This is a genomic window from Streptomyces sp. NPDC006365 (genome assembly GCF_042870755.1).
GTDB classification, from domain to species: Bacteria; Actinomycetota; Actinomycetes; order Streptomycetales; family Streptomycetaceae; genus Streptomyces; species Streptomyces xiangluensis.
This window is the reverse complement of record NZ_JBIAHS010000026.1, coordinates 94,447-118,454: the sequence shown is the minus strand read 5'-3', so window position 1 is coordinate 118,454 and position 24,008 is coordinate 94,447. Positions and strand designations below refer to the sequence as shown.

The window sequence follows — 24,008 nt, the reverse complement described above, 5'->3', positions numbered from 1 at the left end:
GGACCGTCGCCAAGCAGCATGATGCCCTGCCCGTCGCGATGTGCCTGCGCCTCCCTCTTCCCGCGCCGGCACTGACGGCGGTCCTCAAGCATTCATCAGCCCAGGTCCAGCAAGTCCTCGTAGAACCCGCCGAATCCGCCGGCCCGGTCGATGAGATGGATCTCCAGAATCCAGTGACACGCCCGGCCTGACCGATCGAGGCGTCGCAGCGGAGTGTCGTTGCCGGGGGCGATGTAGGACTTCACGAGAGCCTCCTGGATTCGCTCGTGCGGGAACTCCCCGACTAGGTGCCCGGCATGCCAGCCGCCCAGCTCCCACCCGGCGTTCGCGGTGAGCCGCCCGACCTCCGCGTGAAGCTGCCTGGCTGTGAGTTCCGGCTCGCTTTCGAAGAAGTGCTTGCCCATTGTGAAGATCTCAGGCAGGGCGTCGCGCAACTGGTGTTTGACAGGATCGTCGCCCAGGACAAACGTGCGCCCGAAGTCTGCCTCGTATTCCTCAAAGATTGGCCCGAAGTCGACGAAGACGATTTCATCAGTTCCGATTACACGGTCCGGTGGGTTTTCCTCGTACGGCATGAGAGTGTTCGGTCCGGACCGGACAATCCGCTTGTGCCAGTGCCGGGTGGTGCCAAACAGTTCGTTGGCCAGGTCCCGGATCCGGTTACTGACAGCTCGTTCTCTTTCTCCAGGTGCGATCATGTTGTGTTTCTCAACCTGTGCGAATAGCTCGACGGCCTTCGCCCTGGCTTCCAACAACCGTGCTGTGCGTGTGGGTTCATCGGTCACGACGGTCACGGTAGGTATCCGGTTTGCGACCGCGCCACGTGGATTGAGCCATAGTTCCTGCTCCGGCATGGCCATTCTCGGCTCTCACCAGCTCTTCCGGGCCGCACTCTAGACCTTGACCGCAGCACGAACCCACCGCACCATCCGGCTCCCATCCGCTATGAGATGCGCGCAGACCCTCGCCTGCAGCATTGTCTGTCTGAGAGGGCTTCGCCCCTGGTTCTGAAATGATCAGTCAGGGAGCAGCAGTCGCTCCAGATTGGCCGGTGGGTGCCGGCCAACGTGGGAGGCGAGTTCCGTCCGGGAGCCTGTCTCGCCTGCGAGGATGCCGCCCAGCAGAGTTCCAGTGGTGGGCTGCAGGAAGACCTTGGCGTAGCGGGTCGTGCCCTCGGTGAAGGTCACCTCAACGGCCCGGCTGTCCCTGACGGGCGCGGTACCGAACGTCGCTACGTGGATGCCCAGCAGTTTGAGCGCGGTGGAGGTATCGGTGCCGTCGAAGGGCTCGGTGGCGTGGCCCGTCAGCTGACGGGCCACGCTCTCCGCCATGCGATACCCGGGAGCAACCAGACCGTGGCAGCGGCCCAGTACGGCGGCGCACTCGCCGACTGCCCATATGTGCTCATCGGTCGTACGGCAATACGCATCGACGAGGAAGCCGCCCCGTTCTCCGCGTTCTAAGTCCGGGCTGACGGCCAGGTCGTCGCGGGGTCGGATACCCGCAGCGAAGACCACCAGGTCGGCGTCGAGGACGGTGCCGTTGGCGAGCGTGACGGACCGCACCGCGTCGTCGGGGCCAGCGTCGACCGACGTGACGGCGGTGCCGCAGTGCAGCTGCAGTCCGAGGGCGGCGGCGCCGCGCTGGAGTACCTGTGCTGCGTCGGTGTCGAGTTGCGTCGGCATCAGGTGGGGTGCGAACTCCACGATGTGGGGATGCATGCCCAGCAGCCGCAGGCCGTGGGCCGCCTCGAGGCCGAGGAGGCCGCCTCCGACCACGACCGCGGGCCGCCCGCCGCGTACTGCGGCGCGCAGGTCGTCGACGTCATCGAGTGTCCGCTGGACGAAGCAGTTCCTCAGCTCCCGGCCGGGCACGGGCGGGACGAACGGGCGCGAGCCGGTGGCCAGGACCAGTGCGTCGTAGCCGATCTCGTCGCCGTCGGCTGTCCGCACCGTGCGCGCTCTCCGGTCGACGTGGACGGCTGGCCGGGCCGTGCACAGGTCCACCCGGGGATCCGTCAGGAAGTCCGGTTCTACGAGGGAGAGTTCACTACGGCTGCGGCCGCCGAGGTAGGCGGCCAGGCGCACGCGGTCGTAGGCGGGGTCGCGTTCCTCGGCCAGAACCACGATGTGCCAGTGGCCAGCCGGGTCCAGGGTGCGCACGGTCTCGACGAGCCGGTGACCGGTCATGCCGTGTCCCACGACGACGAGGGTGCGGGTCATGCCATCGGCTCCAGTTCTCGTTCGGCCGCGTCGGACCAGTCCGCGCACAGCCCTTCGACTTGCCGGCTACAGCCGCCGCAGCCCGTGGTGGCGCGGGTCGCCTTTGCAAGCGCCGTGACTGTGCGGGCACCGATCCGCCAGGCCTCGGCCAGTTGCCGCCAGGGGACGTTGTTGCACAGGCAGACCACGGCGTCCAGGTGCGCCTCGGGCCCGGCTGCGGGTGGCTCCGACTGGATTCCTAACAGCGAGCTCAGCCGGTCGGAGGGGACCGGCTGGCCGCGGCGGTGCAGATGGCCGACGGCGGCGACGGCTTCCGGCAAGCCGAGCAGGACGGCGGCGACAATCCGGTCGTCGCGCAGCGCGATCCGCGCGTACCGCCCGCTGTCCCGGTCGACGAGACCGACCGTTCGGATGCCGGGCTCCTTGAAGGCGGCCGGCGAGCCGATGCAGCACACGTCCGCGACGTGGGTGCGCAGGCGCAGGACGGCCGGAGCGGCCCGGTGGGTCATTTCGCGGCCGGTGAGGATAGCGGCCAGCATGTCGGCCTGTGCGAGAGCGGACTCGTAGCCGGCCGTCGCCCGGTCCGCGTGCTCGGCGCAGTCGCCGATGGCGTGGATGCGGGTGTCGCCGGTGCGCAGCGCGTCGTCGACAACAATCCCGGTGCGCACCTGGAGCCCCGCGTCGCGGGCGAGCTGGATGTCGGGCTCGGCTCCCGTGCACAGCACGAGGGTGTCGGCGCGCACAGCGGTGCCGTCGTCCAGCAACAGCCGGTCCGAGAGGCGGCGTACTGCGGTACGTCCGCTGAGAACCGTGACCCCGGCGCGTTCCAGCCGCTCGGTGAGCAGGCCAGCACAGGTGTCGCCGAGCCGTTCGTGCAGTGGGTGGGGGCCGGCACAGACCAGGGTGGTGGCGGTGCCGCGCAGGGCCAGCGCGCTCGCTGTCTCCACTCCGAGCGGCCCGCCGCCTAGCACCGCTGCGGTGGCGCCCGCGATCCGGTCGCAGTCAGCGGTTGTACGCAGGGTGGTGACGCCCGGCACGAGCCGTCCGTCCTGGCCCGTCGCACCGGGCAGGGCGGGCACCACGGGGCGGGCTCCGCTGGCCAGGACAAGGACATCGTAGGAATAGGTGGTCGAGGTACCGTCCCGGCGGGCGTGTACGACTCGTCTGGCGCGGTCGATAGCGGTGGCTACGGTGCCCTGCTCCACCTGGGTGCCGGGGGGTGGCGGCAGGCGCAGCGCGTCGGGGCCGAGCCGACCGGCCAGGACCGACGTCAGCAGCGGCCGGTGGTGGGCGGGTCGGAGTTCCGCGGCCAGGACGGTGACGGGACCCGGGTGACCGTAGTCGTGCAGGTGCTGGAGGAGACGGTGGGCGGCCGGACCATGGCCGATGACGAGGATGTGGCTCACGGCGTCACTCCGGGAGAGGGTCGAGCCGGACGGCGCTGACCTTGAATTCGGGCATGCCGCTGCGCGGGTCCAGGGCGGGGTTGGTGAACAGGTTGGCCCGGCCGTCCCCGGCGAAGTGGAAGGGGACGAAGACGGTGTCCGGGCGCAGTGTCGGATCCAGCCGGACCCTGGCCGTCATGCCGCCGCGGGCCGAGGAGATCCGGGCGAGGCCCCGGTCGGCCAGCCCGCAGCGGGCTGCCGTGTCGGGGTGGACTTCGACGAACGCCTGCGGCACGGCCTTGGACAGTTCCGCGACCCGGCGAGTCTGCGCCCCTGACTGGTAGTGGGCGAGGACCCGACCGGTGATGGCGTGCACCGGGTAATCGCCGCTGGTGTCCTCAGCGGGGCCGTGGTGATCGACATCGGTGAAACGAGCCCGGCCGTCGGGGTGGGCGAACGTGTCCCGGAACAGGCGGGGGGTGCCCGGGTGGGCTTCGACAGTGTCCGGGCAGGGCCAGTACAAGCTTTCGCCCGCGTCCAGCCGGTCGTAGGAGATGCCGGAGTAGTCGGCGCGCCCGCCCCGGGACGCGGCGCGCAGTTCTTCGAATACCTCGCGGGGTTCGATCGGATAGCGGTCGGCCGGCTCGCCGAGCCGGACGGCGAGGTTGTGCAGGACCTGCAGGTCGCTTCGGACCAGGGGCGGCGGGGCGAGCAGGGCGCGGCGGCGCAGGACTCGGCCTTCCAGGTTGGTCAGGGTGCCGTCCTCCTCGGCCCACTGGGTGACCGGCAGGACGACGTCGGCCATGCGGGCGGTCTCGGAGGGCACGAAGTCGGCCACGACCAGCAGGTCGAGCGAGGCCAGGCGTTCGACGACCCGCGCGGAGTGCGGTGCCGAGACCGCTGGGTTGGAGCCGAGGATGAACAGTGCCCGCGGTCCTTTCTCGCTGCCGAGTGCGTCGAGCAGTTCGTAGGCTGTCCGTCCGGGGCCGGGCAGTCGGTCCGGCGACACACCCCATACGCCGGCGACATGGGCACGGTCCGTGGGGTCGGTGAGGGATCGGTAGCCGGGCAGCTGGTCGGCCTTCTGGCCGTGTTCGCGACCGCCCTGGCCGTTGCCCTGACCGGTCAGGCAGCCGTACCCACCGCCGGGAGAGCCGGGCAGGCCGAGGGCGAGCGCGATGTTGATGAAGGCGGCCGTGGTGGCGGTGCCCTGCCGGTGCTGTTCGACGCCGCGGCCGGTGAGGACGTAGCTGTCGGGGCTCTCGGCAAGCAGGTGAACGGCCGTGCGCTGGGCGCTCACCGACACACCTGTGACAGCCTCGACCCGTTCGGGCCACCAGCCGGCCGCGCGGCTCATCGCGGTCTCGAAGCCGCGCGTGCGCCGCTCGACGTACGCGCGGTCGACGAGTCCCTCCACGACGGCGAGGTGCAGCAGGCCGAGCGCGAGGGCGAGGTCGGTGCCGGGCGCGGGTTGAAGGTGCAGGGCAGCACGGCGGGCGGTGGCGCTGCGCCGCGGGTCCACGACGATCAGCCGGGCCCGGTCCAGGTGCTGCATCAGGGGCGGCATGGTCTCCGCGACGTTGGCACCGGCGAGGAGCACCGTCCGCGCCCGGGCCAGGTCGGTGATGGGGAAGGGCAGGCCGCGGTCCACGCCGAAGGCATCGTTGCCCGCGGCGGCTGCAGACGCCATGCAGAACCGGCCGTTGTAGTCGATCTGGCTGGTGCCCAGCGTGAGGCGGGCGAACTTGCCCAGCAGATAAGCCTTCTCGTTGGTCAGACCGCCTCCGCCGAACACCGCCAGCGCGTCCGGTCCGTACTGCGCACGGATCCGGCGCAGCCCCTCAGCGACGGTGTCCAGCGCGGTGTCCCAGGAGGCCTCCGCGAGCTGGCCGTCGCGGCCGCGGACCAAAGGTGTGAGCAGCCGGTCGGCGGCGGTGAGGACTTCGGGCGCAGTCCAGCCCTTCTGGCACAGTTTGCCGCGGTTGACCGGGAAGTCAGTCGGCTCAACCGTCACCCCGGTGGCGCGGTCACCGGTCAGCCGCGTACCGCACTGCAGGGCGCAGTAGGGGCAGTGCGTGTCTGTCGCCGGACGCGGCAGGGATGCTTCAGACACGGCTGGACTCCCGAACGCCGCCCGGCGCGGTCCTGGTCTCGGCTGGCCGGCGGCGCAGGTAGACGACTCGGATGACCGTGATGCACAGGACGTAGTAGGCAAGGAAGGCAAGGAAGGCGGGCGTGCCGGAGCCGGAGCCGTCGGAGTACGAGACGAGGAAGGCGAGGTTGATGGCCGCACCGCCGAGCGCGCCCACGCTGCCGGCGACGGCGATGACCGCGCCGGACAGCTGGCGGGCCCGGACGAATGTCCCCTTGGCGTCGCGGCCGCTGGTCACCTCGCCCTCCGCTTTCCGCGCGAAGACCGCCGGGATCATCTTGTACGTCGACCCGTTGCCGAGGCCGCTGAGCACAAACAGTGCCGTGAATGCGGCGACGAACAATCCCAAGGAGCCCACGCGGGAGGCGGCGATCAGCACCACCGTGCCGGCGCCCATGCCGAGGAAGTTCCAGAAGGTCACTCTCTCACCGCCCAGGCGGTCCGCCAGCCAGCCGCCCAATGGCCGGGAGAAGGAACCAAGGAGCGGACCGAGGAAGGTGTATCCGACCGCTTGGACGGGGCTCGCGTCGAACTCGTTCTGCAGGACGAGTCCGAAGGCGAAACCGAACCCGATGAACGAGCCGAAGGTGCCGATGTACAGCAGGGAAATCCACCAGGTGTCGGGGTCTCGGACGGCCTCGCGCTGGGCGCCGGGTGCGGTGCGCACGGCGTCCACGTTGTCCATCCGCCGGGCCGCTAGCGCCGCCACGATCAGAATGAGCGGCAGGTAAATAGCTGCCACGTACTCAGGGTGGGTGCGGCCGGCCACGGAGATGACTGCGAGGCCGATGAGCTGGACTGCCGCGACACCTAGATTGCCGCCTCCGGCGTTGAGGCCCAGCGCCCAGCCCTGGTGCCGCTGTGGGAAGAAGGCGGTGATGTTCGTCATGGATGATGCGAAGTTGCCGCCGCCCACCCCGCCCACGGCACCGATCAGCAGGAACACCCACAGTGGGGTACCTGGTTGCCGCACGAAGTACATGGCAAGCAGCGTGGGGACGAGCAGGAGGAGGGTGGCGAACACTGTCCAGTTGCGTCCGCCGAACCGGGTTACCGCGTAGCTGTAGGGCAGCCGCAGCAGTGCACCGACGACGGTAGGGGTGGCCACCAGCAGGAACTTCTCGCCGGGGTTGAATGCCAGCCCTGTTTCGGGGGACATGAACAGCACGAGCACGGACCACAGGGTCCATACGGAGAAGCCGATGTGTTCGGAGAGAACGGACAGGATGAGGTTGCGGCGGGCCACCCGGTGACCGCCCTGGCGCCAGGCGTCCTCGTCTTCGGGATCCCAGCCGGTGAGCCACGTGCTCTTCACGGTTTTCTCAGCCATGGGGCATGGACTCCAACTGCTGTGAACGATCGGGCGTTGATACGGGGATGGGGACAGGGACGGTGACGTTCGGTGCGGGCGCGCTGGAGCTGGCGGGGAGTCAGGAGGTCGCGATCAGGGCCTTGCGGAACTGCTCGATCACGTCGTCGAGCATCCCGGTGCTTTCGGGCCGGATGTGCAGGCTGCCGTTCTCAGAGGCCATGTGCTTGTCGAGCAGGAAGAAGCTTTGGACGACGTGCCGGGCGCCCAGGGAGTGGGCCACCGGGCGCAGCGCGTAGTCCAGCACTAGGACGTGCGCGGCGCTGCCGCCGGTGGCGAGCGGCAGCACCACCTTGTGCGTGAACCCGTACTGCGGCAGCAGGTCGAGGAACGTCTTGAGCAGCCCGGAAAAGCTCGCCTTGTACGTCGGGGTGGCCAGCACGATGCCGTCGGCCCGCGAGACCTGGTCCAGTGCGTTGGCGATTGCCGGGTCCGTGGCGTCCGCGTGGAGCAGCGGTGCGGGAGGCAGGGTACGCACCTTCAGGTGTCCGGCGTGCCACTCGTACTCGGCCAGTCGTCGTGCCACATGATCCCCGATGAGTTCGGTCTTGGACGTTGATGACGGGCTTCCCGAAATTACCAACACGTTGGACACGGTCACCCCCAGGAAGGGTCGGGTTGGAGTCTGGTCCGTGGCGGGCGGAGCCCGGGGTTGCCCCGGGCTCCGCCCGTCTTATGTCAGGCCGGCCAGCCGAAGGCGCTGACGGCGTCGCGGGCGCGCTGCGGCTCGGGGTCGTTGAAGACGAAGCAGCGGGTGTTGGAGACGCTGCCGCCGGCGGCCTGCGCCGTCGAGAAGATCAGCACCGGCTTCGGGGCACCGTCCCGGGTGACGAAGTTCGCCCGGAAGTTGATGATCGGCGAGTCCTCGTCCCAGCGGGACAGGAAGTCATCAAGCAGCCCCTGGTCCTCGTAGATCTTGCGGATGTGCTGACCGACGTACTCGGACGGCGTGGAGCTGTACTCGACCAGGGCCACATCGGCCGGGTTGGCGTGCATGACCTGGCCGTTGACCCCGATCAGGTGGATCGCCACCGGCGCGACCTCGTAGAACTCGCGCAGCACCGACTCGTGCTCCTTGGTCGGTGCCAGGACGGGCTGCGCGCGCTCGTCAACTGCGCGAATCCAGGCGGTGGCGTCGGAGGTAGGGTCCGGCGTGCTCGTGCTGGACACCGGCAGCCGCTCGCCGAGCTCCGGCCGGCTCACCCAGTGGATCCGGGTCTCGTTGCCGCTGCCGGCCACCACGGCGTTGACGCCGCAGACACGGTCCTGCTTGCCGTCGGCGCTGAGGTATGCGACCCGGACGTTCTCGAACCTGCCCTCCTTCTCGAGCTGCGCCAGCAGCTTGTCCAGCCCGTCCTCGCCGTCGAGCAGGATCCGCCCGCTGAGGTGGTCGGCCTCCCCGTTCATGAGGATGGACTGTGCCTTGTTGTGCAGCAGGACGGCACCGGTCCGGTCGGTCACCGTGATGCCGACCGAGCTGTTGCCGACGACGTCGATCAGCTGCTCGATCGTGGGCGCGCTCTGCTTGTCAACCGTCATGTCCAACTCCTTGTCGTGAAGAATCTGACTGGCTTTCGGGTACGGGGGTGCGTGGGAGCTCACGGCAGCGGTCCACGAGGTCTGTGATCGTCGTGGCGATCGCGGCCTGGCCGGAGAGGTAGTAGTCGTGCCCGCCGGGGAAGGTGAACGTCCCGAGGAAGGGACCGCTGGTGAAGTGTTTCCACTCCGCCATGTCGGCGGGCCGGGCGAAGGGATCGGAGTCTCCGCAGAACAGTGCAAGCGGCGCCCGGACCGACTGGCGTGTGACGCGGTGTTCCCGCCGCATGCGCAGGTCCCGGGTCAGCCATGTCCCGTCCGCGTCGCCCTCCTTGTCGGTGGCGCGCTGGTCTCGGCGCAGCGCCTCGAACGCCGCGGCCACCAGGGTGCGCGGGGCGCTGCCGGGCTCTCTGGCGCCGGAGACCGACAACCCGCCGACCTCGTACCGGGGATGGTCCTCGATCCGGGCTGCGAGTTCGTAGGCGAACAGAGCACCCAGGCTGTGCCCGAACAGGTGCAGTCGGCCCTCCGGCAGCAGTGCGGTGAGGTCCTCAGTCCAGCGGTCCACGGCGGCGGACACGGATGCGGGCGTCTGGTCGTGCGCCAGTCGTCCGCGGCCGGGCAGTTCGCAGTGGAGCGCAGGTACGGCCGGCGGCAGCAGTGCCCCGACGGAGAAGAAGGGTGAGGTGAGGCTGCCGGCGGGCGGCAGAAAGACCACGGCGTCGATGGTGTCGTGGAGGTTGCCCTGCACCACGATGGATTGTCCGCTTGTCATGCCGCTCCCCACACGTTTTCTTGTCGACTGCGTGCGACTACTGAGAAAGGAAATTCCGTTCGATGTCCTTCAGGGTGCGGAAGGCGTTGAGGTCGACATCCATGGACTGCAGCATTTCGCCGCGCAATTCCTCGATGTAGAGGACCAGCTCCACGAATTGCAGGGAATCGACAATCCGTGACTCAATGATGTCGGTTTCCGGGGCCACGTCGGCCTCGCCGAGTTCGGGGTTGCGCTGGAGGATCCAGGTACGTATGTCCTGCCAGGTCGCCGTCATCACAGACCTTCCGTGGCGTCCAGCTGGATGCTGAACGCATTGAACGCCGCGACGCGGTCGGCTACTTCGGAGATGAGCGCCAGGTCGCTGGGGCTGATCGGACCCCGGCGGTGTCCCTGGCCGCGCAGCAGGAAGAGGTGGCCGCCGCGCAGACCGCGGTAGATCAGCGGCAGGCCCACCGCTGAGTCGGCCTTCCACTGGTGCAGCAGGGTGAGGTGGCTCGGATCGGTCTGTTTGACGAGACCCTCGTGCTCGCTGATCACGAGCCGCTGTCCAGCGTTGTCCTCGACGAGGCCGCGCACGCCCTCCAGCGCCGTCGAGAACTCGGTCGGCGACTGCACCACGAGCTGGGAGTGCGTGGCCAGGGAACCCAGGGAGATGGCGGAGGCGAGGAAGGGGACGCAGGCCTTGGCGACTGCCGGAACGACTTCCTTGAGCTGGGTGGTCTGCTGGATGGTGGTGCTGATGTGGGCGAGGAATCCCAGGGACTCCTCGGCGGCCTTGCGTCCCGCGATGTAGCGCAGCGCGGTGTTCCAGTTCTCGGTCGGGTTTTCCGGGCCGTTTTCAGGCATGAGAATTCCTCGGTGATGGGGTGCGGGTGCGGTGATTTATTGGACCTCAGCGCATAGCGGCCGCGAGGGAGAAGCCGCCGGGATTCACGCCGAGAGAATGCACACCGGCCGACTGTTCGCGATTTCCGCTTTCCAAGACATTAGCAGTTGAATTCCGGTGGCACAAGAGTGGATTTAAATCAATGCCATTCCGGAAAATGGGTCACTAAATAAAGCCCTTGGAAAGGATTCGTGAAAGAAAGAAGGCCGGCTCACGGCTGCGTCAGACTCCGACTTGCCGGGGCCGAGGTCAGCTGAAGCGTACGTCCGGGTCGAGCAGACACAACTGCCCGTCGGCCAAGTGCAGTCGGTCGTTGCTGTAGTTGAGCGCGGCGGAACGAAGGTCGCGCAGCGCCTTCTCCAGCCGAGTCGGCGAGTCCTGGAGGTAGCCATGTCTGAGACCGACCGCGTCCACGAGCTCGTTGACGGCCAGGTGGCACTCTTCTGCAGCGGTGATCTTCAGATTGTTCAACAGAAGTTGGCTGCTCGCGCCGGACAGGTCGGCGCCGCTCATCACGAGCGCCTCGGTGCGACGCAGCAAGGCATGGACGGTGTCGAGCCGCTGCCGGGCCCGTGACAGCCGGGTCATCAGCAGCTCCGAGCCGAAGTCGAAGCGTTTGCGGCCGGCTGGGTCACGCAGCAACCGCAGGACGCGGGACAGGGCACCGGCTGCGGTGCCCAGCCACGTCGCCGACCAGCCGATATGGGCGAGTGGACCGAAGACGGACTGGGCGACGCGGTGGAAGGCACCGTGTTCACCGATCACCTGGTGGGCGGGGATCGTGCCCGTGAGTGTCATTGGCAGACTGTGGCTGGCGCGCATGCCCATCGGGCACCACGCTCCCGTGCTCTGCACACGCAGTTGGTGCCGATGGGCGTAGACCAGGGAGACGTGGTGGTCGGCCGTGGCCTGCGGGCTGCGCATGGTGATGAGGAAACCGTCCGCCATGCTGCCGCCGGTCACGATCGGTGCGGTCCGGTCGATCTCCAGGGTGTTGTCGCCCTCGTGCAGGGGGGCGTACGACTTGAACAGGTGGCCGCCCTTGCCCGGTTCGGTGGTCACCGAGGCCAGGTACAGATCCCCGGCGGCAAGTTGGGAGAGCAGTTCCTCGCGCAGGGGCGAGGCGGCGTACCGGACGATCGCCTCGGACTGTTGGCAGTGCATTGCGAAGATCATTGCCACCGACATGTCAACGCGGCCAAGGGCCATGCTGACGTCGACGAGGTCGGGGATCGTGCCCCCGAGCCCACCGTCCTCGGCCGGTACGAGCAGTCCGAGGAGCCCGGTGCTGCGCATCTCCGCCAGCGCGTGTTCGGGGAACACGGCGTCGCGTTCGGTTTCGGCGAGGTGTTCCTCGGCGACCTTGGCCACGGCGGCGACACGCTGCGCGAGACCCGGTGAGGCGGCGCCCGGTGCCGTCGCAGAGGCGTTCGGTCCCGTGTTCTTCGCCGTTGCGGTCGTCACGGTGCCTCTTTCCGGGGGGTGGTGGCGGCCGCCTGGAGCGACCGGTGGTCGATCTTTCCGTTGTGCGTCAGGGGCAGCGCGTCCCACTCCCGCCAGCGCCGGGGCACCATCGCCGTCGGCAGCGCCTCGCCCAGCACGTCCTGCAGCTGGGTCTGGGGCACGGGGGTGCGCAGACTGTAGTGGGCGACGAGTTCACCGTGCTCGCCTTCACCGGAGACGACTACCGCGCACTGCTCCACGGCCGGGTGCCGGCTCAAGACGACCTCTATCTCGCCGAGCTCCATGCGAACGCCGGACACCTTTACCTGCCGGTCGCTGCGGCCGAGGTAGTACACGAGCCCGTCGTCGACGCGGGACAGGTCGCCGGATCGGTAGAGGCGGCCGGTGGCGGAGTGCGGGTCGAAGGGGTCACGGAAGAAGGCGCGGTCGGTGGTGGTGGGGTCGTTGAGATATCCCAGCCCCACGCCCGTGCCGCCGACGAACAATTCGCCGCTCTCCCCCGGTTCGGCCGCCCGCCAGGGGCTGCCCTCCGCGTCCTGAACCAGCACGTACAGCGTGGTGTTGGCGACCGGTGCACCGACCGGCAGCCGGGCACCGGTCAGGTCGGCGGGCACCACCACGTGATGGGTGACGTCGTCGGAGCACTCCGTGGGGCCGTAGGCGTTGACTACGGACACGTGCGGAAGGGTCAGCAGAACGCGCTCCGCGACGGCCGGATACAGCTCTTCCCCGGTGGAGAGCAGCCACCGTAGCGAGGCCAGTCCAGCGCCGTCCCGGCGGCCCAGCTCATCGACGAGCCAGCCGATGACGGTGGGCACAAGCTCCACGACGGTGACGGCCGCGGAGTCGAGGGCGCCGATGAGCCAGCGGGGCAGCCGCATGGCTTCGTCGCTGACCACCACCACTCGGCCGCCGACCAGCAACGGGCACAGCATCTGCCAGATGGAGATGTCGAAGACCAGCGGAGCGGTGAACGCCACCGCGTCGTCGGGTCCCAGCGACAGGTCGGCCGCTTTGGCCCACAGGTGGTTGAGCATGCCCTGGTGCTCGACCGTGGCGCCCTTGGGGCGGCCGGTGGTCCCCGAGGTGAAGATCGTGTAGCGGACCTCGTGAGAACGGTCGCCGCTCAGACCTGAGGGTGTGGTGCCCTCGCCCTTAACGGGCAGGGGCAGGACGGTGATCTGCTCGGCTTTGGCGGCTGACCGCGCGGCGTGCGCAGTGGCGACGTCGCTGGAGTAGTCGATGAGTAGTGCGGCCCGGCTGCGGCCGAGGACGTCCCGGACCCTGACCTCCGGCCAGCTGGAATCGAGCGGCAGGTAGGAGGCGCCCAGGGCTTCCAGTGCCAGGAAGATGACTGGGGTGTCGGCGCTGCGGGGGCCGACGGCGGCGACGACATCACCCGTGCGGACCCCGGCAGCGTGCAGGGCCTCCCGGGTTAGGGCGATTTGGCCCAGCAGGGCCCGGTAGCTCAGAGTGCGATCGCCATCGACGACGGCCGGACGGTTCGGGCTGCGTTCGGCGTGCTCGATGACGTGGTTCAGCAGGGCAGTTGAGGTGTCGTGCCCGCGGACATAGCGCAGCGCCAGTTCTCTGGCGCGGGCCACGGCTCCGGGCGCTAAGGGGAGCTCGGCCCACACCTGCGTTGATGCTCCGGTGTGTTGCGGTGTGGTCGTCATCGTCGGACCGCCTGGACGTCTGGGGTGCTGTGCCGGTCAAGGTCGTGGAAGAACCCGTCTACCGCGACCAGTTGGCCACTTTCACGGGCTCGGGTGTGGACGTGCTCCCCGACCGTCAGGTCGAGTACGCCGAGTCCGAACGGTGAGAAGACCACGGTGCGGTCGGCGGGCACCTTCAACGTGCCGGTGAGCACGTCGTACAGAGTGCCGTCCAGGAAGTCCCGGCTGCCGGTGTGCTGTTCCGCGAGGTGGACAGAGGTGTTCGCCTTGAGTACGTGCTCAACATCGTCGACGACGTTGAAGCTGTCCAGGATGACCTCGGTGCCCACGTCCCGCAGCGACACATGCAGCACCAGCGGGTGGTGGGCGAACCAGGACGGTTCGATGAGGTGGGGTGTGGCCGCCGTGGTGGCGCACACGATCACGTCGCAGGAGCGGATCAACTCCTCCGCCGAGTCCAGGACGTGCACGGATCTGCCGCCCGCCCCACGCTCCAGGTAGTCGGCGAAGCTTCGCGCGTACTCGGCCGACAGATCGTGGACGGCGTACTCCTGCGGGGTCCGGCCGAGTGAGGACAGGTGGGAGTGTACGTACCGCGCGATGAGCCCGGTGCCGAGATAGCCGACGCGTTGCGGAGCGGGCCGGGTCTCGCTGAGAGCACGGGCCGCAACCGCGGCGGAGGCGGCAGTGCGTACGGCGCTGATGATCGAGCTCTCCAGGCAGGCGTACGGATAGCCGGTGACCGGGTCGTTGAGGATGAGGACTGCGGAAGCACGCGGGATACTGCGGTCGAGGTTGGCCGGGAAGCTGGAAATCCACTTCAGACCGTCGACCGGGCGGTCGCCGCCGACCGAGGCGGGCAGGGCGATGATGCGGGCGGTGGGCCGGTCGGGAAACCGCAGGAAGTACGACGGCGGGTTGATCGTGCGACCTTCGCCGTGCAGGCGGTAGGCGTTCTCGACGAGTTCGATGATCTCCCGCTGCTGTCCGTCGAGCACCCGGTGCACGGTGCTGCCCGGGACGATGCAGAACTGGGGGGTGTCGGCCTGGTTGCTCAAGACATCTCCAGGATCTTGTGCAGGTCGTCATGACCGTAGTGGTGGGTGACCCAGGTGTCGTTGTAGATCGTGCTGATGTAGCGCTCCCCCAGGTCCGGAGCGATGGCCACCGCGGTGTGCGGGTTACCGCGGTGGTGGGCAAACCACTGTGAGGCGGCGCTGATCACCGTCCCCGACGAGCCGCCGAGAAGGATGCCGCGAGCGGCGAGCCTGCGGCAGGTATGGATGGTGTCGATCTCGTGGATGCGGATGACCTCGTCGACGAGCTCGGGATCGATCAGCGGCATCGGCGCGCTGGCACCGAGCCCGGGGATGTGCCGTGGTCCTGGGGTGCCGGCGAAGCTCACCGAGCCGACGCTGTCGACGGCGATGATGCGAATCTCCGGCCGGTGTTCGCGGAAGAAGCGGGCGCAGCCCATCAGGGTGCCACCGGTGCCCGCTCCGATGAACAGAGTGTCGAGGTCGGGAAAGTCCTTGGCGATGAGAGCCGCGGTGCTCTCGTAGTGGGCGATCCAGTTGGCGGGGTTTTCGTACTGGTTGAGCCAGACGAAGGCCGGGTCCTGGGCACAGCGCCGGCTCACATACGCCTTGCGGGCGGCGAGGTATCCGCCGGAGGCGTCAGGTTCGTCCACGACGACGACCTCGGCGCCGAGGGCCCGGATCAGGGCTATGGTCGCGGGGTTGCAGTTGGGGTCGGTGACACAGACGAACTTCAGCCTCTTGGACGCGGCGATCACTGCGAGAGCCACGCCGAGGTTGCCGGAGGAGGACTCGATCAGGACGGAGTCCGGTCCGATGAGGCCGTCGCGCTGTGCCGCTTCGACCATTCGCGCAGCGGGCTGGATCTTGATTGAGCCCGCGAAATTGAAGCCCTCGCACTTGAGATGCAACGGGAGGCCGAGGCTGGGCCCCAGGTCGATGTAGACGTCGCTGTCGAGGAGTTCGTGAGCAGCGGTGATGACGGTCATGCGTTGTCTTCACTTCCGTTCATCCGTGTGGATCGGGACCAATCCGCGCTGAGGAGGTTCGGGACCGGCGGAGCATGCGTCGCAGGACTGTGCGGAGTGTGGTCTTCTCGGATCGACTCGGCGTCATGAGCACGAGGCCAGTCCCCAGAGGGAATCAGCGGACTCGGTACCGGTCGTGGTGGCCGGTCCGGCGATGTCCTCGCCACGACGGCGATGCGTCCCCTCTGGATGGCCATGCATGTCCCTTCGACCGGCTGTGAGATCCGTTTCAGCGGAGAACCGGCAGTGGTCCGGGTCGGCCGCGTAATGTCATGGCGCAAACACACTGCACAGCTGTCGTGCTCGCCTTTGCACGTTCACGGTCGCAGACCTCTGTTGAGGTCTATGACAAGGAACGCTCAATCCCCTGGTAGCAACTGGTTCGAGCGGCGTGGGGCTGGCGGCCAGCCCCACGCCGAAGGGCCCGCCCCAAGGGCGGTCCCACTGCGATGGAGTTGTCCGATGCGCGATGTCAGGCGACTGAGCACAAGGACTGGGCCGCGTCGGCGGAGAGTCGGAGCGGGCGGAGCAGCCGGCGCCCACGGTGTCTCGCGACTCACCGACGACGACCGTCGGCCTCACATTTGTGCAGGCCAGCCACTCGCCGTGATCCCCGACGGCTCACGATCGCCAGGCAGGGCGCACATTTCTCGCACCCACCGGGACCTGTACACAGTGCCTGTAGCCGGCCAGGTCAGAGACGGAGCGAGTCTTGCAAAAAAGTAAGACGAAACAGTCAAATCGCATCGCGTACTCGAATTCCAACATGCGAGAAGGAGAGAGGAAACCACCTCTGGGATGAGTTCATAGTGAATACACAATGACGGTTCCGACCCGGCGCACAGGGTAGCGAGAAACGTCTCCTTATGCGCCCCCGAATGCGCCCCCTGGAAGTTGACCTATAGGCGAGAAATAGCCAACGGGCTAGATTTCCATCTGGTTTCATGGGGCATTCGATAAGTATGTTGTTGCTGCTTCAGCGACGCATACGTCGGACTGCCTGTTCCGACGGCGAACCATCCGAGGGAGAAACTGTGCGCGTCACCATGCGTTCGGCCGGTCGGACATACGACGATGCTCTTGGGCAAGCGGACGGGCGGGAATCAACCTGGGCGCTCTGCGGTTTATTGGGGCCCTTGCGCATCGGTGTCGACGACTTGGACCAATCCGCGAGTGTCGCGCCAAAAATACGCACCGTACTTGCGATGCTGTGTACGCATCCGGACCAGGTCGTTCCGACCTCCGCACTGATACGAGAGCTGTGGTTAGAGCAGCCGCCGGCGAGTGCTCTGCGCACCCTGCAGACGTACATCCTCAGCATCCGCAAGCTACTGTCTCAGTTGGCTGGACGTGAACCTCTGGAAATCGCGGAGGACGTGCTGGTTACTCGGGCCGGTGGGTACCGCCTGCAGAGTTCGGGACTGCGGCTGGACTGGCTGGACTTCATGCAGCTGGCTGACCACGGCCGAGCGAAACTGCAGGCCGGCGACGGTCACGCTGGGATCCTTCTCATGGAGGAAGCGCTGGATCTGTGGCGCGGCAGTGCCTTCGCAGACGTGCCGACCGGCCCCGTGTTGGAGTCACGACGCCTGTTGCTGGAGGAGTCCCGGCTGGACACGGTCGAGGCGCTGGTCGATGCCAGGATCGAGGCTGGGCTGCACCAGAAGGTGATCGCAGAACTCGCCTCGCTGACCAGCGAACACCCGTTCCACGAGGGCTTGCACGCTCAGTACATGCGTGCCCTCGCGCTCAACGGGCGCCGGGCCCGGGCGCTGGAGGTGTTTGGCAGGCTGCGGACTCGGCTGGTGAATGAGATCGGCATCGAACCGGGCTACCCGCTGCAGCAGCTCCAGCTGACAATCCTGAACTCGCACACGACGAAATACGTACCGCTTTCCACCGACTGAATACCGGGCGATAAGTGAATGCGCCACGCCGACCTGCCGCCGAGCCGTATACAAAATGCCCCTGCCCGGCGGCAGATCAAAACATGCCTGGCCGGAGTAATGGATCGTCTCAGGGACTTTCCCCGCCTTCCGGTTTCTGTTCCTTTCGGAACGCTCGCCATTTCTTCTCGCCATGCGGCGATTCGCGGCCAAGTTTCCGTACACTATGCGGTCACCGGATATTCGGCGGGCCTAGCGGAAGAGTACGGAAGCACGCAATGCGCATCTTGGCGGGAAGTGACCATGCGTACGCAGGCTGGGGCGCCCGTTTACCTCGCGTGTCGAACGAGGAGTGTCCCGTTGGCGACAGCCATACCACCCGGCACGTCTACGCGTTTGGCCGGTTGCGCCGACACCGAGAAAGTCGTCCGGCGCTGGTTCCGTCCGATCACTCGGTCTCCGGCCTCCCGGGCAAGCTAGTCGACCGGGGGGCCGGTGAACGCGGCCAGTCCCCCCGGGTAGAGCACCACGATGGCGTTGCAACTGCACTTGCAATACTCGACCTCGCCGTCGGATGTCGAGTGGCTGGACAGCAAACGCCAGGACGGCTGGCGCAGAGCGGCACTGCAGCCCCACTCCTGTAGCGGACAGGGTCCCTGGGGCTCGAGGTCTGGCGGGCCGTTCACCTCGGCGGCGCGGCGGGCTTCTTGTGGGGCAGGCTGGTCAACGGTGATCGGGCCGTACGGGAGAGAGTGCGGCATCGGTGTCGTCTCCCTTCAGATGTGCGGCAGCCCCGGGCTGCGGCACGGTGGGTTCGGGCAGGGTGCGGAACAACAGCCAGCTCAGTACGGGCATCAGGACCAGTGGCGCCAGGGCGGTTTGCAGGGATGTTTTGTCGGCGACGCTGCCGATGAGAGGACTCACCAGGCCACCGATGCTGACGGTCAGACCGAGCGTGATCCCGCTGGCGGTGCCGACGCGCGAGGGCAGATAGTCCTGGCCGAGCGTGACCTGCAGCGAGAACGGGACGTACAGGCCGGCCGAGGTCAGCGCCACGAACAGATACAGAGCCGGGCCGGGTACGAACACCACACCCGCGACCGATCCGGCCGTGAGCAGGTACGACCAGCGCGCAACGGTGACCCGGTCCCAGCGGTTGGCCAGCGTGCCACCCAGCACGGAGCCCACCGCGCCGCCGAGGTAGAGCACGAACAGTGCCGCGGTGCCCGCTGCCGTGCTGCCGCCCATGCGCTCCGTGGCGAACAGCGCGATGAAGGTGCTCAGACCGATAAAGACGATCGACCGGCACACCACAGCCAGCGACAGCTTCACGAACGACGCTTTGTCGTCACCCCCGGCCGCCACCGCCGCAGCGGCCCCGGCGGACTCCTGCTGCTCCAGCGCACGCAGCACGGGCAGGCACAGCACGGCACCAACGAGCGCCGGCAGCACCAGCAGCGGCGTCAGGCGCAGACCCCCGGTAGCAACAACGGCGGCGACCATGAGCGGGGCCACCGCGAAGCCAAGGTTGCCGCCCAGTGAGAACCAGCCCATCGCACTGTGGCTGCCCCGACTGGCGAGCCGGGCGACCCGCGCGGACTCGGGGTGATAGGCAGCCACGCCCACCCCGGACACCGCCACGAACGCGAGGGTCAGCGCGTAGGAGCCGCTCACCCCGCTCAGTGCGATGCCCACACCGCCCAGCAGCGTGCTGGCCGGGAGCAGCCACGGCATCGCCCAGCGGTCAGTGAGCGCACCGAACACCGGTTGCGCCACCGACGACAGCAAGGAGGCGGCCAGCACGATGCCCGAGACAGCGGCATAACTGTAGGCGCGCTCGGCGACGAAGAACGGCACCAGGGACGCCACGGCGCCCTGGTAGATGTCGACGCAGGCATGCCCGACGGACAACAGTGTGATTGATGCATTTCTTCGCACCCAGTCATGGTCGGCGCCGGATGCCGTGTCGCACTTCCGATAAACTGCCAGACGATGACGCAGATCCGCCATGAGCCGGTCGCCCCGACCCGCACCCAGTCGCTGGCGCCCGGTGCCGCGATTGATGCCCACCGCCACGACGACCACCAGATCGTCTACGCCGGCCGCGGAGTGCTGGCCGTCACCACCAGCGCAGGCTCCTGGGTCGCCCCCGGCACCCGCGCCATCTGGGTACCCGCTGGCACCGTGCACGCCCACCAGGCCCACGGCGAGCTCGAACTGCACCTGGTGGGGTTGCCGGCGACCGAGAACCCGCTCGCCCTGAAGACGCCGACCGTGCTCGCCGTGGGTCCGCTGCTGCGCGAACTGATCATCGCCTACACGCGCACCCAGGACGACAACAGCCCCGAACGGGCCCGCCTACGCGCGGTATTGCTCGACCAGCTGCGGGCCTCACCCCAGCAGCCACTGCACCTGCCCACGCCCGCAGCGCCCCTGCTGCAGACGCTGTGCGACATCCTGCGCGCCGATCCGGCCGACAGTCGCACCCTCGCCGACCTGGGCCGTGAGATCGGGGCAAGCGACCGCACCCTGTCCCGGCTGTTCCGCAGCGAACTCGGAATGTCCTTCCCCCAGTGGCGCACCCAGCTGCGGCTCCACCACGCGCTGGTCCTGCTGGCCGAGGACACACCAGTGACCACGGTCGCACACCTGTGCGGCTGGTCATCCGCCAGCGCGTTCATCGACGTCTTCCGGCGCACCTTCGGCCACACGCCGGGCAACTACCCGCGGGGCTGACGGGTCACAGACGCCTCCGGGACCGGCCGATCTTTTGGAGGCGCGGCACCCGTTGTCGGGGTCTTACATCCCTCCCTACGCGCCTGCCTGTTGTGAGGGGTGGGATCCGGCAGGGTGATCCTCGATCCAGGACAGCCCGCCGATGTCGAGTCGTTGGCGGGTGCGGGTGACAGCAACGTAGGCGAGGCGGGCTTCGCCGTCGTCGATCGGGCCGGGCACCGGACGGCCGGTGTCGTCGTGCTGGTCGCTGTCTTTGGGTGGGGTGAAGTCGTCGGCGATTTTCACGCGGGCCCATTCGCGGCCCTTGGCCTTGTGGGCGGTGGAGACGGTTACCTCGGCCTGTGGTTCGGGGACGAGTTGGGCGAGGGCGGCCAAGATGGCGTCGGTGCCGTGGCGGTCGACGAGGTCGACCAGCGGCTGCAGGTCACGGCCGGCCGGGTCGTGGGCGGCGTAGTCCTGCAACTCGCCCCAAGAGGGGAACAGGAGGAGTTCGGGGTGGGTGGTGCGGCGGCCTTCTGTCAAGTTGCGGGCGGCTTGGGCGAGGGCGTACAGGCTGTCTGCTCCCCCGGCCAGCCCGACGCGGTATCCGGCGGCCAGCAGGTCCATGGCCTGGGCCATGGCGCCGACGTTGGTGCGGCACAGCACCGCGTCGGGCCGGGTGAGGGGGCCGATTTCGGTGGGCACGGCCGGGGTGCCGGTCAGGCGGATCGGGGCGTCGGCGATGTGCAGCCAGCGGTTGGCCTCGGCGGCGAGTTGCGGGCCGAAGCGGAAGGACTGGGAGAGAGTGAGCTGGGTGCCGTCGAAGCCGGTCATGACGTCTTTGGCGCCGCGCCATTGGTAGATGGCCTGGGCGGAGTCGCCGACCATGACCAGCTGGGCGTGCTCGCGTTGGCTGAGGAAGATTTGTTCGACGACGGGGTTGGTGTCCTGGGCCTCGTCCAGGAGCAGGAAGTCGGCATTGATGGTGGGCTGGGTGAGGGCCCAGATCTTCAGGTAATGGTCGTGGTCGAAGCGGACCGCACCCTCGTCCGGGTGCTGCAGGTCGGCCCAGGCCTTGCGGGCGAACGGCACGATGTGGGCGGCGAGTTGGGTGTGCAGGTCCGTGTCCTCGAGGCCGCGCAGGTGCGGGACGTGGTGGCGGGTGATCGCCTCATCGGCGGTGTGGCAGAAGCGGGCCACGGTGCGCAGGGTGGCGTAGGAGAGGGCCTTTGGGGAGAGGTCGCGGTCGCCGATGCGGATGGGTTTGGTGATGCCGAGGGCCTGTCCGGTCTGCCAGGCCGGGCGGCGGGGGGCGTTCAGGCGGCGGGTGTAGCGGTGGCCGACGGCGGCGTAGGCCAGTGCGTGGGCGGTCTTGCACCAGACGTTTTTGGGGAAGCGGGCGGTGGCGTCCTGGGCGATGGCCCGGTTGTAGGCGAGGTAGCGGCCGCGGCGCTGGGTGGCGTGGGCGAGCAGGGCCAGGGTGGTGGTCTTGCCGGTGCCCGCACCGGCCTGCAGGGCCAGGTGCTCGCCGGCGTGAAAGGCATCAGCCGCGGCCTGCTGTTCGTCGGTGGGGTTCAGCATGGCGCGACTCCGGGGGTGTGGGTGAGGGCGCGCCCGACGGCCGCCAGGAGTGGGGCGGCCGTGGTGTGGGCGAGCAGCTGCTGTACCGCCTGGTCGAGGCGGTCGGCCTCGTCGCTGGCGTGCTGGGCCAAGGCGCGGTGGAGGGCCTGTCGCACGAAGTTTTCTGGGGACTTGCCCGCGCGGTCGGCGGCGTGGCGGATGGAGGTGTAGGTGGTGGGCGGGAAGGTGACGTTGAGCAGGATCTGCCCGCCCGTGTCCGGGTAGTGCGTGGTGATCACGTCGATGGGGAGTCGTCCATCCATCTGGTGGCGTAGGCGTTCGAGGGCCTTGACCGGGGTTTTGGCGCGTGTCAGGGCCATGAGTCGGGTGGCGTCGTGGTTGGCCGCCAGCGGCATCGAGCGGGTGGCGTGGTGGAGTTCGGCCGGGGTGAGAGGCCGCGTCAGGGTGATCTCGAGGGCGTGGTGCGGCATCGTCACCCCTGCCCGTGGCGGCCGGTCGAGGTGTGCGGGAGGCGGGTTCGGATGTGTTCCGCGTGCAGGAGGGGGTCGAAGACCTGCCATCCGGCCAGGGCGAGATCGGCGGCCCCCGGGGCGGCGGCGTGGGCGGGGCAGCGCTGGGTGCGCCAGCGCAGCTGTTCGGCATAGGGCAGGTGGCCGAGATCGTAGACGGCCATCAGTGCGGCGGGCAGGGCGAGTTGGCCGCGCTGCGGACTGGCGGGCAGCAGCATCCAGACGCCCGCGGGGGTGTTGGGGAGGAGTACGGGCTGAGGGCAGCGGTGGCGCTGGCGGGTCTGTGCCACGCATTGGATGTCCTCGAGGGGGCGGTCGGCGAGATAGAGGCCCAGCAGCAGCTGTACGACGGGACGGGGCGGCCGGCCGTGGTCGGCGGGCGGTTCGCCGGCAGCAGGCGGGGCCGGCGGGGTAAAGCGGCCGGTGTCGATCAGGCGGCGGGTGCGGACGGCGAGTTGACGGCGTGCCGCCTCAAGGTGTGCGTTGATCCGGGTGGTGGGGGTGCGGTGGGGGCAGAGCACGGCGTGAGGGATGCGGCACCAGGAGCCTGGTGCCGCTGACTTCTACTACGGCGAGATGGAGATGCGTCGCCACGATCACACCGGAACCCCACTCGGCGAGCGCTTCCTGTTGTGGGGGTACTGGCTGCTCTCCGGTTACGGCCTGCGTGCCTTGCGCGCCCTGGGCTGGCTCGCTGCCGCCATGCTCGTCACCATCGTGCTGCTGATGCGCTCCGGGCTTCCGAACGACTCCCCGAGGCAGGAAGCGGTCGGCACTGTGCCGTCCGGCGGGGGCAAGGTCACCTTCGAGATCAACAAGACCGACCCGCAGAACCCCACCGGGGACAGGTTCACCGGCAAGCGCTTCGAGAAGTCCCTGAACGTGACCCTCAACTCCGTGGTGTTCCGCTCCTCCGGCCAGGACCTGACCACCACCGGCACCTACATCGAGATGGGCTCCCGCGTGGCTGAACCTGTCCTCCTGGGCCTGGCCGTCCTGGCCGTACGCAACCGCGTCAAACGCTGACACGTCGCGCCGGGGCAAGCGGGCGCGACGTTACGTTCAAACCCGGGCCTCCGGAGTGCACTCACGAGCCTGCCGCGACCAAGCCCTCGGCAGCGGACATTCCGCGCTATGCGGTCGTAGGCGAATTCGACCGATCGGCGCTCGACGCCAGCATCTCAGTGCTTCAGAGCTTCGTGGATGTCGTCGCCGCGTTGTTCCCAGGACACCGATCCATTCGAAGCGGACCACGAACCGTTCCGACCCTCGTGGAGGGGCGCTCCCCCACATCAAGATCAATTTCTTCACACCCTCAGGGACCCCAATCCCAAGCAATTATCCATGGAGTTGAGACATTCTTGATAGAAGTGAGGCGCGCCAGGCCACAGGCTCACCATCGAGGGCCGCAAGAACCTTCACATCTCATAAAAGCAGGTCAGTCGGTTAGACGACTCAGCCTCAGTTTCTGCGACTGCAGTTGAGATGTTGCAGGTCACAGTGACGAGCATGTCTCAACTACATGAATAACCGACACCCCCGGGAGGTCGCGGAGTTGGATGCGCTCTCCGGGGCGGCCCGCAGGAATGCCTTCGCTCGTGTCTGGGCGCGGAAAGAGGCGTATCGGAAAGGGATCGGCACCGGGGTCGTGGGAGGCCTCGACTCCAATTACGTGGGTACCGCGGGTGCCGGGCCGACGGGGTGGAACCTTACGGAAGTGAACTCCCCGGACGGCTTCGCCGCAGCCGTCGCAGTACAGGGCACAGCCCTTACGTAAAGGGGGG

General features: G+C 68.2%; 21 protein-coding genes and 1 pseudogene. 4 read left to right on the top strand and 18 right to left on the bottom strand.

The window, feature by feature from the left end; all coding sequences use genetic code 11:
• Positions 1-95 precede the first annotated feature (95 nt).
• The 14 genes from ACFYO0_RS42030 to sbnA form a co-directional block, all read right to left on the bottom strand.
• Positions 96-785 (bottom strand): M24 family metallopeptidase, encoded by a 690-nt coding sequence (locus ACFYO0_RS42030; protein WP_388686908.1) that lies wholly within the window; start codon positions 783-785, stop codon positions 96-98.
• A gap of 231 nt (positions 786-1,016) precedes the next feature.
• On the bottom strand, positions 1,017-2,222 hold the full coding sequence (locus ACFYO0_RS42025) for an NAD(P)/FAD-dependent oxidoreductase (protein WP_388686907.1): 1,206 nt from the start codon (positions 2,220-2,222) through the stop codon (positions 1,017-1,019).
• Positions 2,219-3,628: an FAD-dependent oxidoreductase gene (locus ACFYO0_RS42020; RefSeq protein WP_388686905.1), complete on the bottom strand. Its 1,410-nt coding sequence runs from the start codon at positions 3,626-3,628 to the stop codon at positions 2,219-2,221. The genes ACFYO0_RS42025 and ACFYO0_RS42020 overlap by 4 nt, the downstream gene beginning before the upstream one ends.
• Positions 3,629-3,632: 4 nt before the next feature.
• Positions 3,633-5,720, bottom strand: coding sequence for a molybdopterin oxidoreductase family protein (locus tag ACFYO0_RS42015; protein WP_388686904.1), 2,088 nt, complete (start codon positions 5,718-5,720; stop codon positions 3,633-3,635).
• Positions 5,713-7,089: a nitrate/nitrite transporter gene (locus ACFYO0_RS42010; protein WP_388686902.1), complete on the bottom strand. Its 1,377-nt coding sequence runs from the start codon at positions 7,087-7,089 to the stop codon at positions 5,713-5,715. The genes ACFYO0_RS42015 and ACFYO0_RS42010 overlap by 8 nt, the downstream gene beginning before the upstream one ends.
• A 100-nt stretch (positions 7,090-7,189) precedes the next feature.
• Positions 7,190-7,723 carry an NADPH-dependent FMN reductase gene (gene ssuE / locus ACFYO0_RS42005; RefSeq protein ID WP_388686929.1) on the bottom strand — a complete coding sequence of 178 codons (534 nt, stop codon included), beginning with the start codon at positions 7,721-7,723 and terminating at the stop codon, positions 7,190-7,192.
• A gap of 83 nt (positions 7,724-7,806) precedes the next feature.
• Positions 7,807-8,667 (bottom strand): hypothetical protein, encoded by an 861-nt coding sequence (locus ACFYO0_RS42000; RefSeq protein WP_388686901.1) that lies wholly within the window; start codon positions 8,665-8,667, stop codon positions 7,807-7,809.
• Positions 8,657-9,439 carry a thioesterase II family protein gene (locus ACFYO0_RS41995; RefSeq protein ID WP_388686899.1) on the bottom strand — a complete coding sequence of 261 codons (783 nt, stop codon included), beginning with the start codon at positions 9,437-9,439 and terminating at the stop codon, positions 8,657-8,659. Before ACFYO0_RS41995 ends, ACFYO0_RS42000 begins: the two co-directional genes overlap by 11 nt.
• 37 nt (positions 9,440-9,476) lie before the next feature.
• Positions 9,477-9,716, bottom strand: a complete 240-nt coding sequence (locus tag ACFYO0_RS41990; protein WP_388686897.1) for an acyl carrier protein — start codon at positions 9,714-9,716, stop codon at positions 9,477-9,479.
• The gene (locus ACFYO0_RS41985) at positions 9,716-10,288 is read right to left on the bottom strand and encodes a GAF domain-containing protein (RefSeq protein ID WP_388686895.1); all 573 of its coding nucleotides are present in this window, start codon (positions 10,286-10,288) and stop codon (positions 9,716-9,718) included. Before ACFYO0_RS41985 ends, ACFYO0_RS41990 begins: the two co-directional genes overlap by 1 nt.
• Before the next feature lie 289 nt (positions 10,289-10,577).
• Positions 10,578-11,792: an acyl-CoA dehydrogenase family protein gene (locus tag ACFYO0_RS41980; RefSeq protein ID WP_388686894.1), complete on the bottom strand. Its 1,215-nt coding sequence runs from the start codon at positions 11,790-11,792 to the stop codon at positions 10,578-10,580.
• Complete coding sequence (locus ACFYO0_RS41975; protein ID WP_388686892.1) at positions 11,789-13,396, bottom strand: amino acid adenylation domain-containing protein; 1,608 nt, start codon at positions 13,394-13,396, stop codon at positions 11,789-11,791. Before ACFYO0_RS41975 ends, ACFYO0_RS41980 begins: the two co-directional genes overlap by 4 nt.
• Before the next feature lie 68 nt (positions 13,397-13,464).
• Positions 13,465-14,526 (bottom strand): 2,3-diaminopropionate biosynthesis protein SbnB, encoded by a 1,062-nt coding sequence (gene sbnB, locus ACFYO0_RS41970; protein WP_388686891.1) that lies wholly within the window; start codon positions 14,524-14,526, stop codon positions 13,465-13,467.
• Entirely contained in the window at positions 14,523-15,494 is a 972-nt protein-coding gene (gene sbnA / locus ACFYO0_RS41965; RefSeq protein WP_388686889.1) for a 2,3-diaminopropionate biosynthesis protein SbnA, read from the bottom strand. Before sbnA ends, sbnB begins: the two co-directional genes overlap by 4 nt.
• A gap of 1,073 nt (positions 15,495-16,567) precedes the next feature.
• Between sbnA and ACFYO0_RS41960 the strand changes: the two genes are divergently transcribed.
• Positions 16,568-17,440 carry a BTAD domain-containing putative transcriptional regulator gene (locus tag ACFYO0_RS41960; RefSeq protein WP_388686888.1) on the top strand — a complete coding sequence of 291 codons (873 nt, stop codon included), beginning with the start codon at positions 16,568-16,570 and terminating at the stop codon, positions 17,438-17,440.
• Positions 17,441-18,142: 702 nt separating this feature from the next.
• Here ACFYO0_RS41960 and ACFYO0_RS41955 read toward each other — a convergent pair.
• Positions 18,143-19,357 carry an MFS transporter gene (locus tag ACFYO0_RS41955; RefSeq protein ID WP_388686927.1) on the bottom strand — a complete coding sequence of 405 codons (1,215 nt, stop codon included), beginning with the start codon at positions 19,355-19,357 and terminating at the stop codon, positions 18,143-18,145.
• A gap of 54 nt (positions 19,358-19,411) precedes the next feature.
• Here ACFYO0_RS41955 and ACFYO0_RS41950 point away from each other — a divergent pair, with 54 nt between their 5' ends.
• Complete coding sequence (locus ACFYO0_RS41950; RefSeq protein ID WP_388686886.1) at positions 19,412-20,155, top strand: AraC family transcriptional regulator; 744 nt, start codon at positions 19,412-19,414, stop codon at positions 20,153-20,155.
• Between the two features lie 75 nt (positions 20,156-20,230).
• Here the strand turns inward: ACFYO0_RS41950 and ACFYO0_RS41945 are convergent, their stop codons facing one another.
• Genes ACFYO0_RS41945 through ACFYO0_RS41935 form a run of 3 tightly spaced genes read right to left on the bottom strand, consistent with a single transcriptional unit; the run spans position 20,231 to position 22,745 of the window.
• Positions 20,231-21,712 carry a UvrD-helicase domain-containing protein gene (locus ACFYO0_RS41945; protein WP_388686925.1) on the bottom strand — a complete coding sequence of 494 codons (1,482 nt, stop codon included), beginning with the start codon at positions 21,710-21,712 and terminating at the stop codon, positions 20,231-20,233.
• Complete coding sequence (locus ACFYO0_RS41940) at positions 21,709-22,191, bottom strand: hypothetical protein (RefSeq protein ID WP_388686885.1); 483 nt, start codon at positions 22,189-22,191, stop codon at positions 21,709-21,711. The genes ACFYO0_RS41945 and ACFYO0_RS41940 overlap by 4 nt, the downstream gene beginning before the upstream one ends.
• On the bottom strand, positions 22,188-22,745 hold the full coding sequence (locus tag ACFYO0_RS41935) for a hypothetical protein (protein ID WP_388686883.1): 558 nt from the start codon (positions 22,743-22,745) through the stop codon (positions 22,188-22,190). The genes ACFYO0_RS41940 and ACFYO0_RS41935 overlap by 4 nt, the downstream gene beginning before the upstream one ends.
• 22 nt (positions 22,746-22,767) lie before the next feature.
• Here ACFYO0_RS41935 and ACFYO0_RS41930 point away from each other — a divergent pair.
• Together ACFYO0_RS41930 and ACFYO0_RS41925 are read left to right on the top strand one after the other, a co-directional pair.
• Positions 22,768-23,250, top strand: a pseudogene (locus ACFYO0_RS41930) (hypothetical protein); the annotation flags it as partial.
• 496 nt (positions 23,251-23,746) lie between these two features.
• Positions 23,747-24,001, top strand: a complete 255-nt coding sequence (locus ACFYO0_RS41925; RefSeq protein ID WP_388686881.1) for a 4'-phosphopantetheinyl transferase superfamily protein — start codon at positions 23,747-23,749, stop codon at positions 23,999-24,001.
• Positions 24,002-24,008: the final 7 nt, after the last annotated feature.

What these genes read in the sequence shown, in the direction of transcription:
- ACFYO0_RS42025 (WP_388686907.1), bottom strand. Translation starts at nt 2,222, where the DNA reads ATGACCCGCACCCTCGTCGTCGTGGGACACGGCATGACCGGTCACCGG.
- ACFYO0_RS42010 (WP_388686902.1), bottom strand. Translation starts at nt 7,089, where the DNA reads ATGGCTGAGAAAACCGTGAAGAGCACGTGGCTCACCGGCTGGGATCCC.
- ACFYO0_RS42000 (WP_388686901.1), bottom strand. Translation starts at nt 8,667, where the DNA reads ATGACGGTTGACAAGCAGAGCGCGCCCACGATCGAGCAGCTGATCGAC.
- ACFYO0_RS41995 (WP_388686899.1), bottom strand. Translation starts at nt 9,439, where the DNA reads ATGACAAGCGGACAATCCATCGTGGTGCAGGGCAACCTCCACGACACC.
- ACFYO0_RS41990 (WP_388686897.1), bottom strand. Translation starts at nt 9,716, where the DNA reads ATGACGGCGACCTGGCAGGACATACGTACCTGGATCCTCCAGCGCAAC.
- ACFYO0_RS41985 (WP_388686895.1), bottom strand. Translation starts at nt 10,288, where the DNA reads ATGCCTGAAAACGGCCCGGAAAACCCGACCGAGAACTGGAACACCGCG.
- sbnA (WP_388686889.1), bottom strand. Translation starts at nt 15,494, where the DNA reads ATGACCGTCATCACCGCTGCTCACGAACTCCTCGACAGCGACGTCTAC.
- ACFYO0_RS41950 (WP_388686886.1), top strand. Translation starts at nt 19,412, where the DNA reads ATGACGCAGATCCGCCATGAGCCGGTCGCCCCGACCCGCACCCAGTCG.
- ACFYO0_RS41925 (WP_388686881.1), top strand. Translation starts at nt 23,747, where the DNA reads ATGAATAACCGACACCCCCGGGAGGTCGCGGAGTTGGATGCGCTCTCC.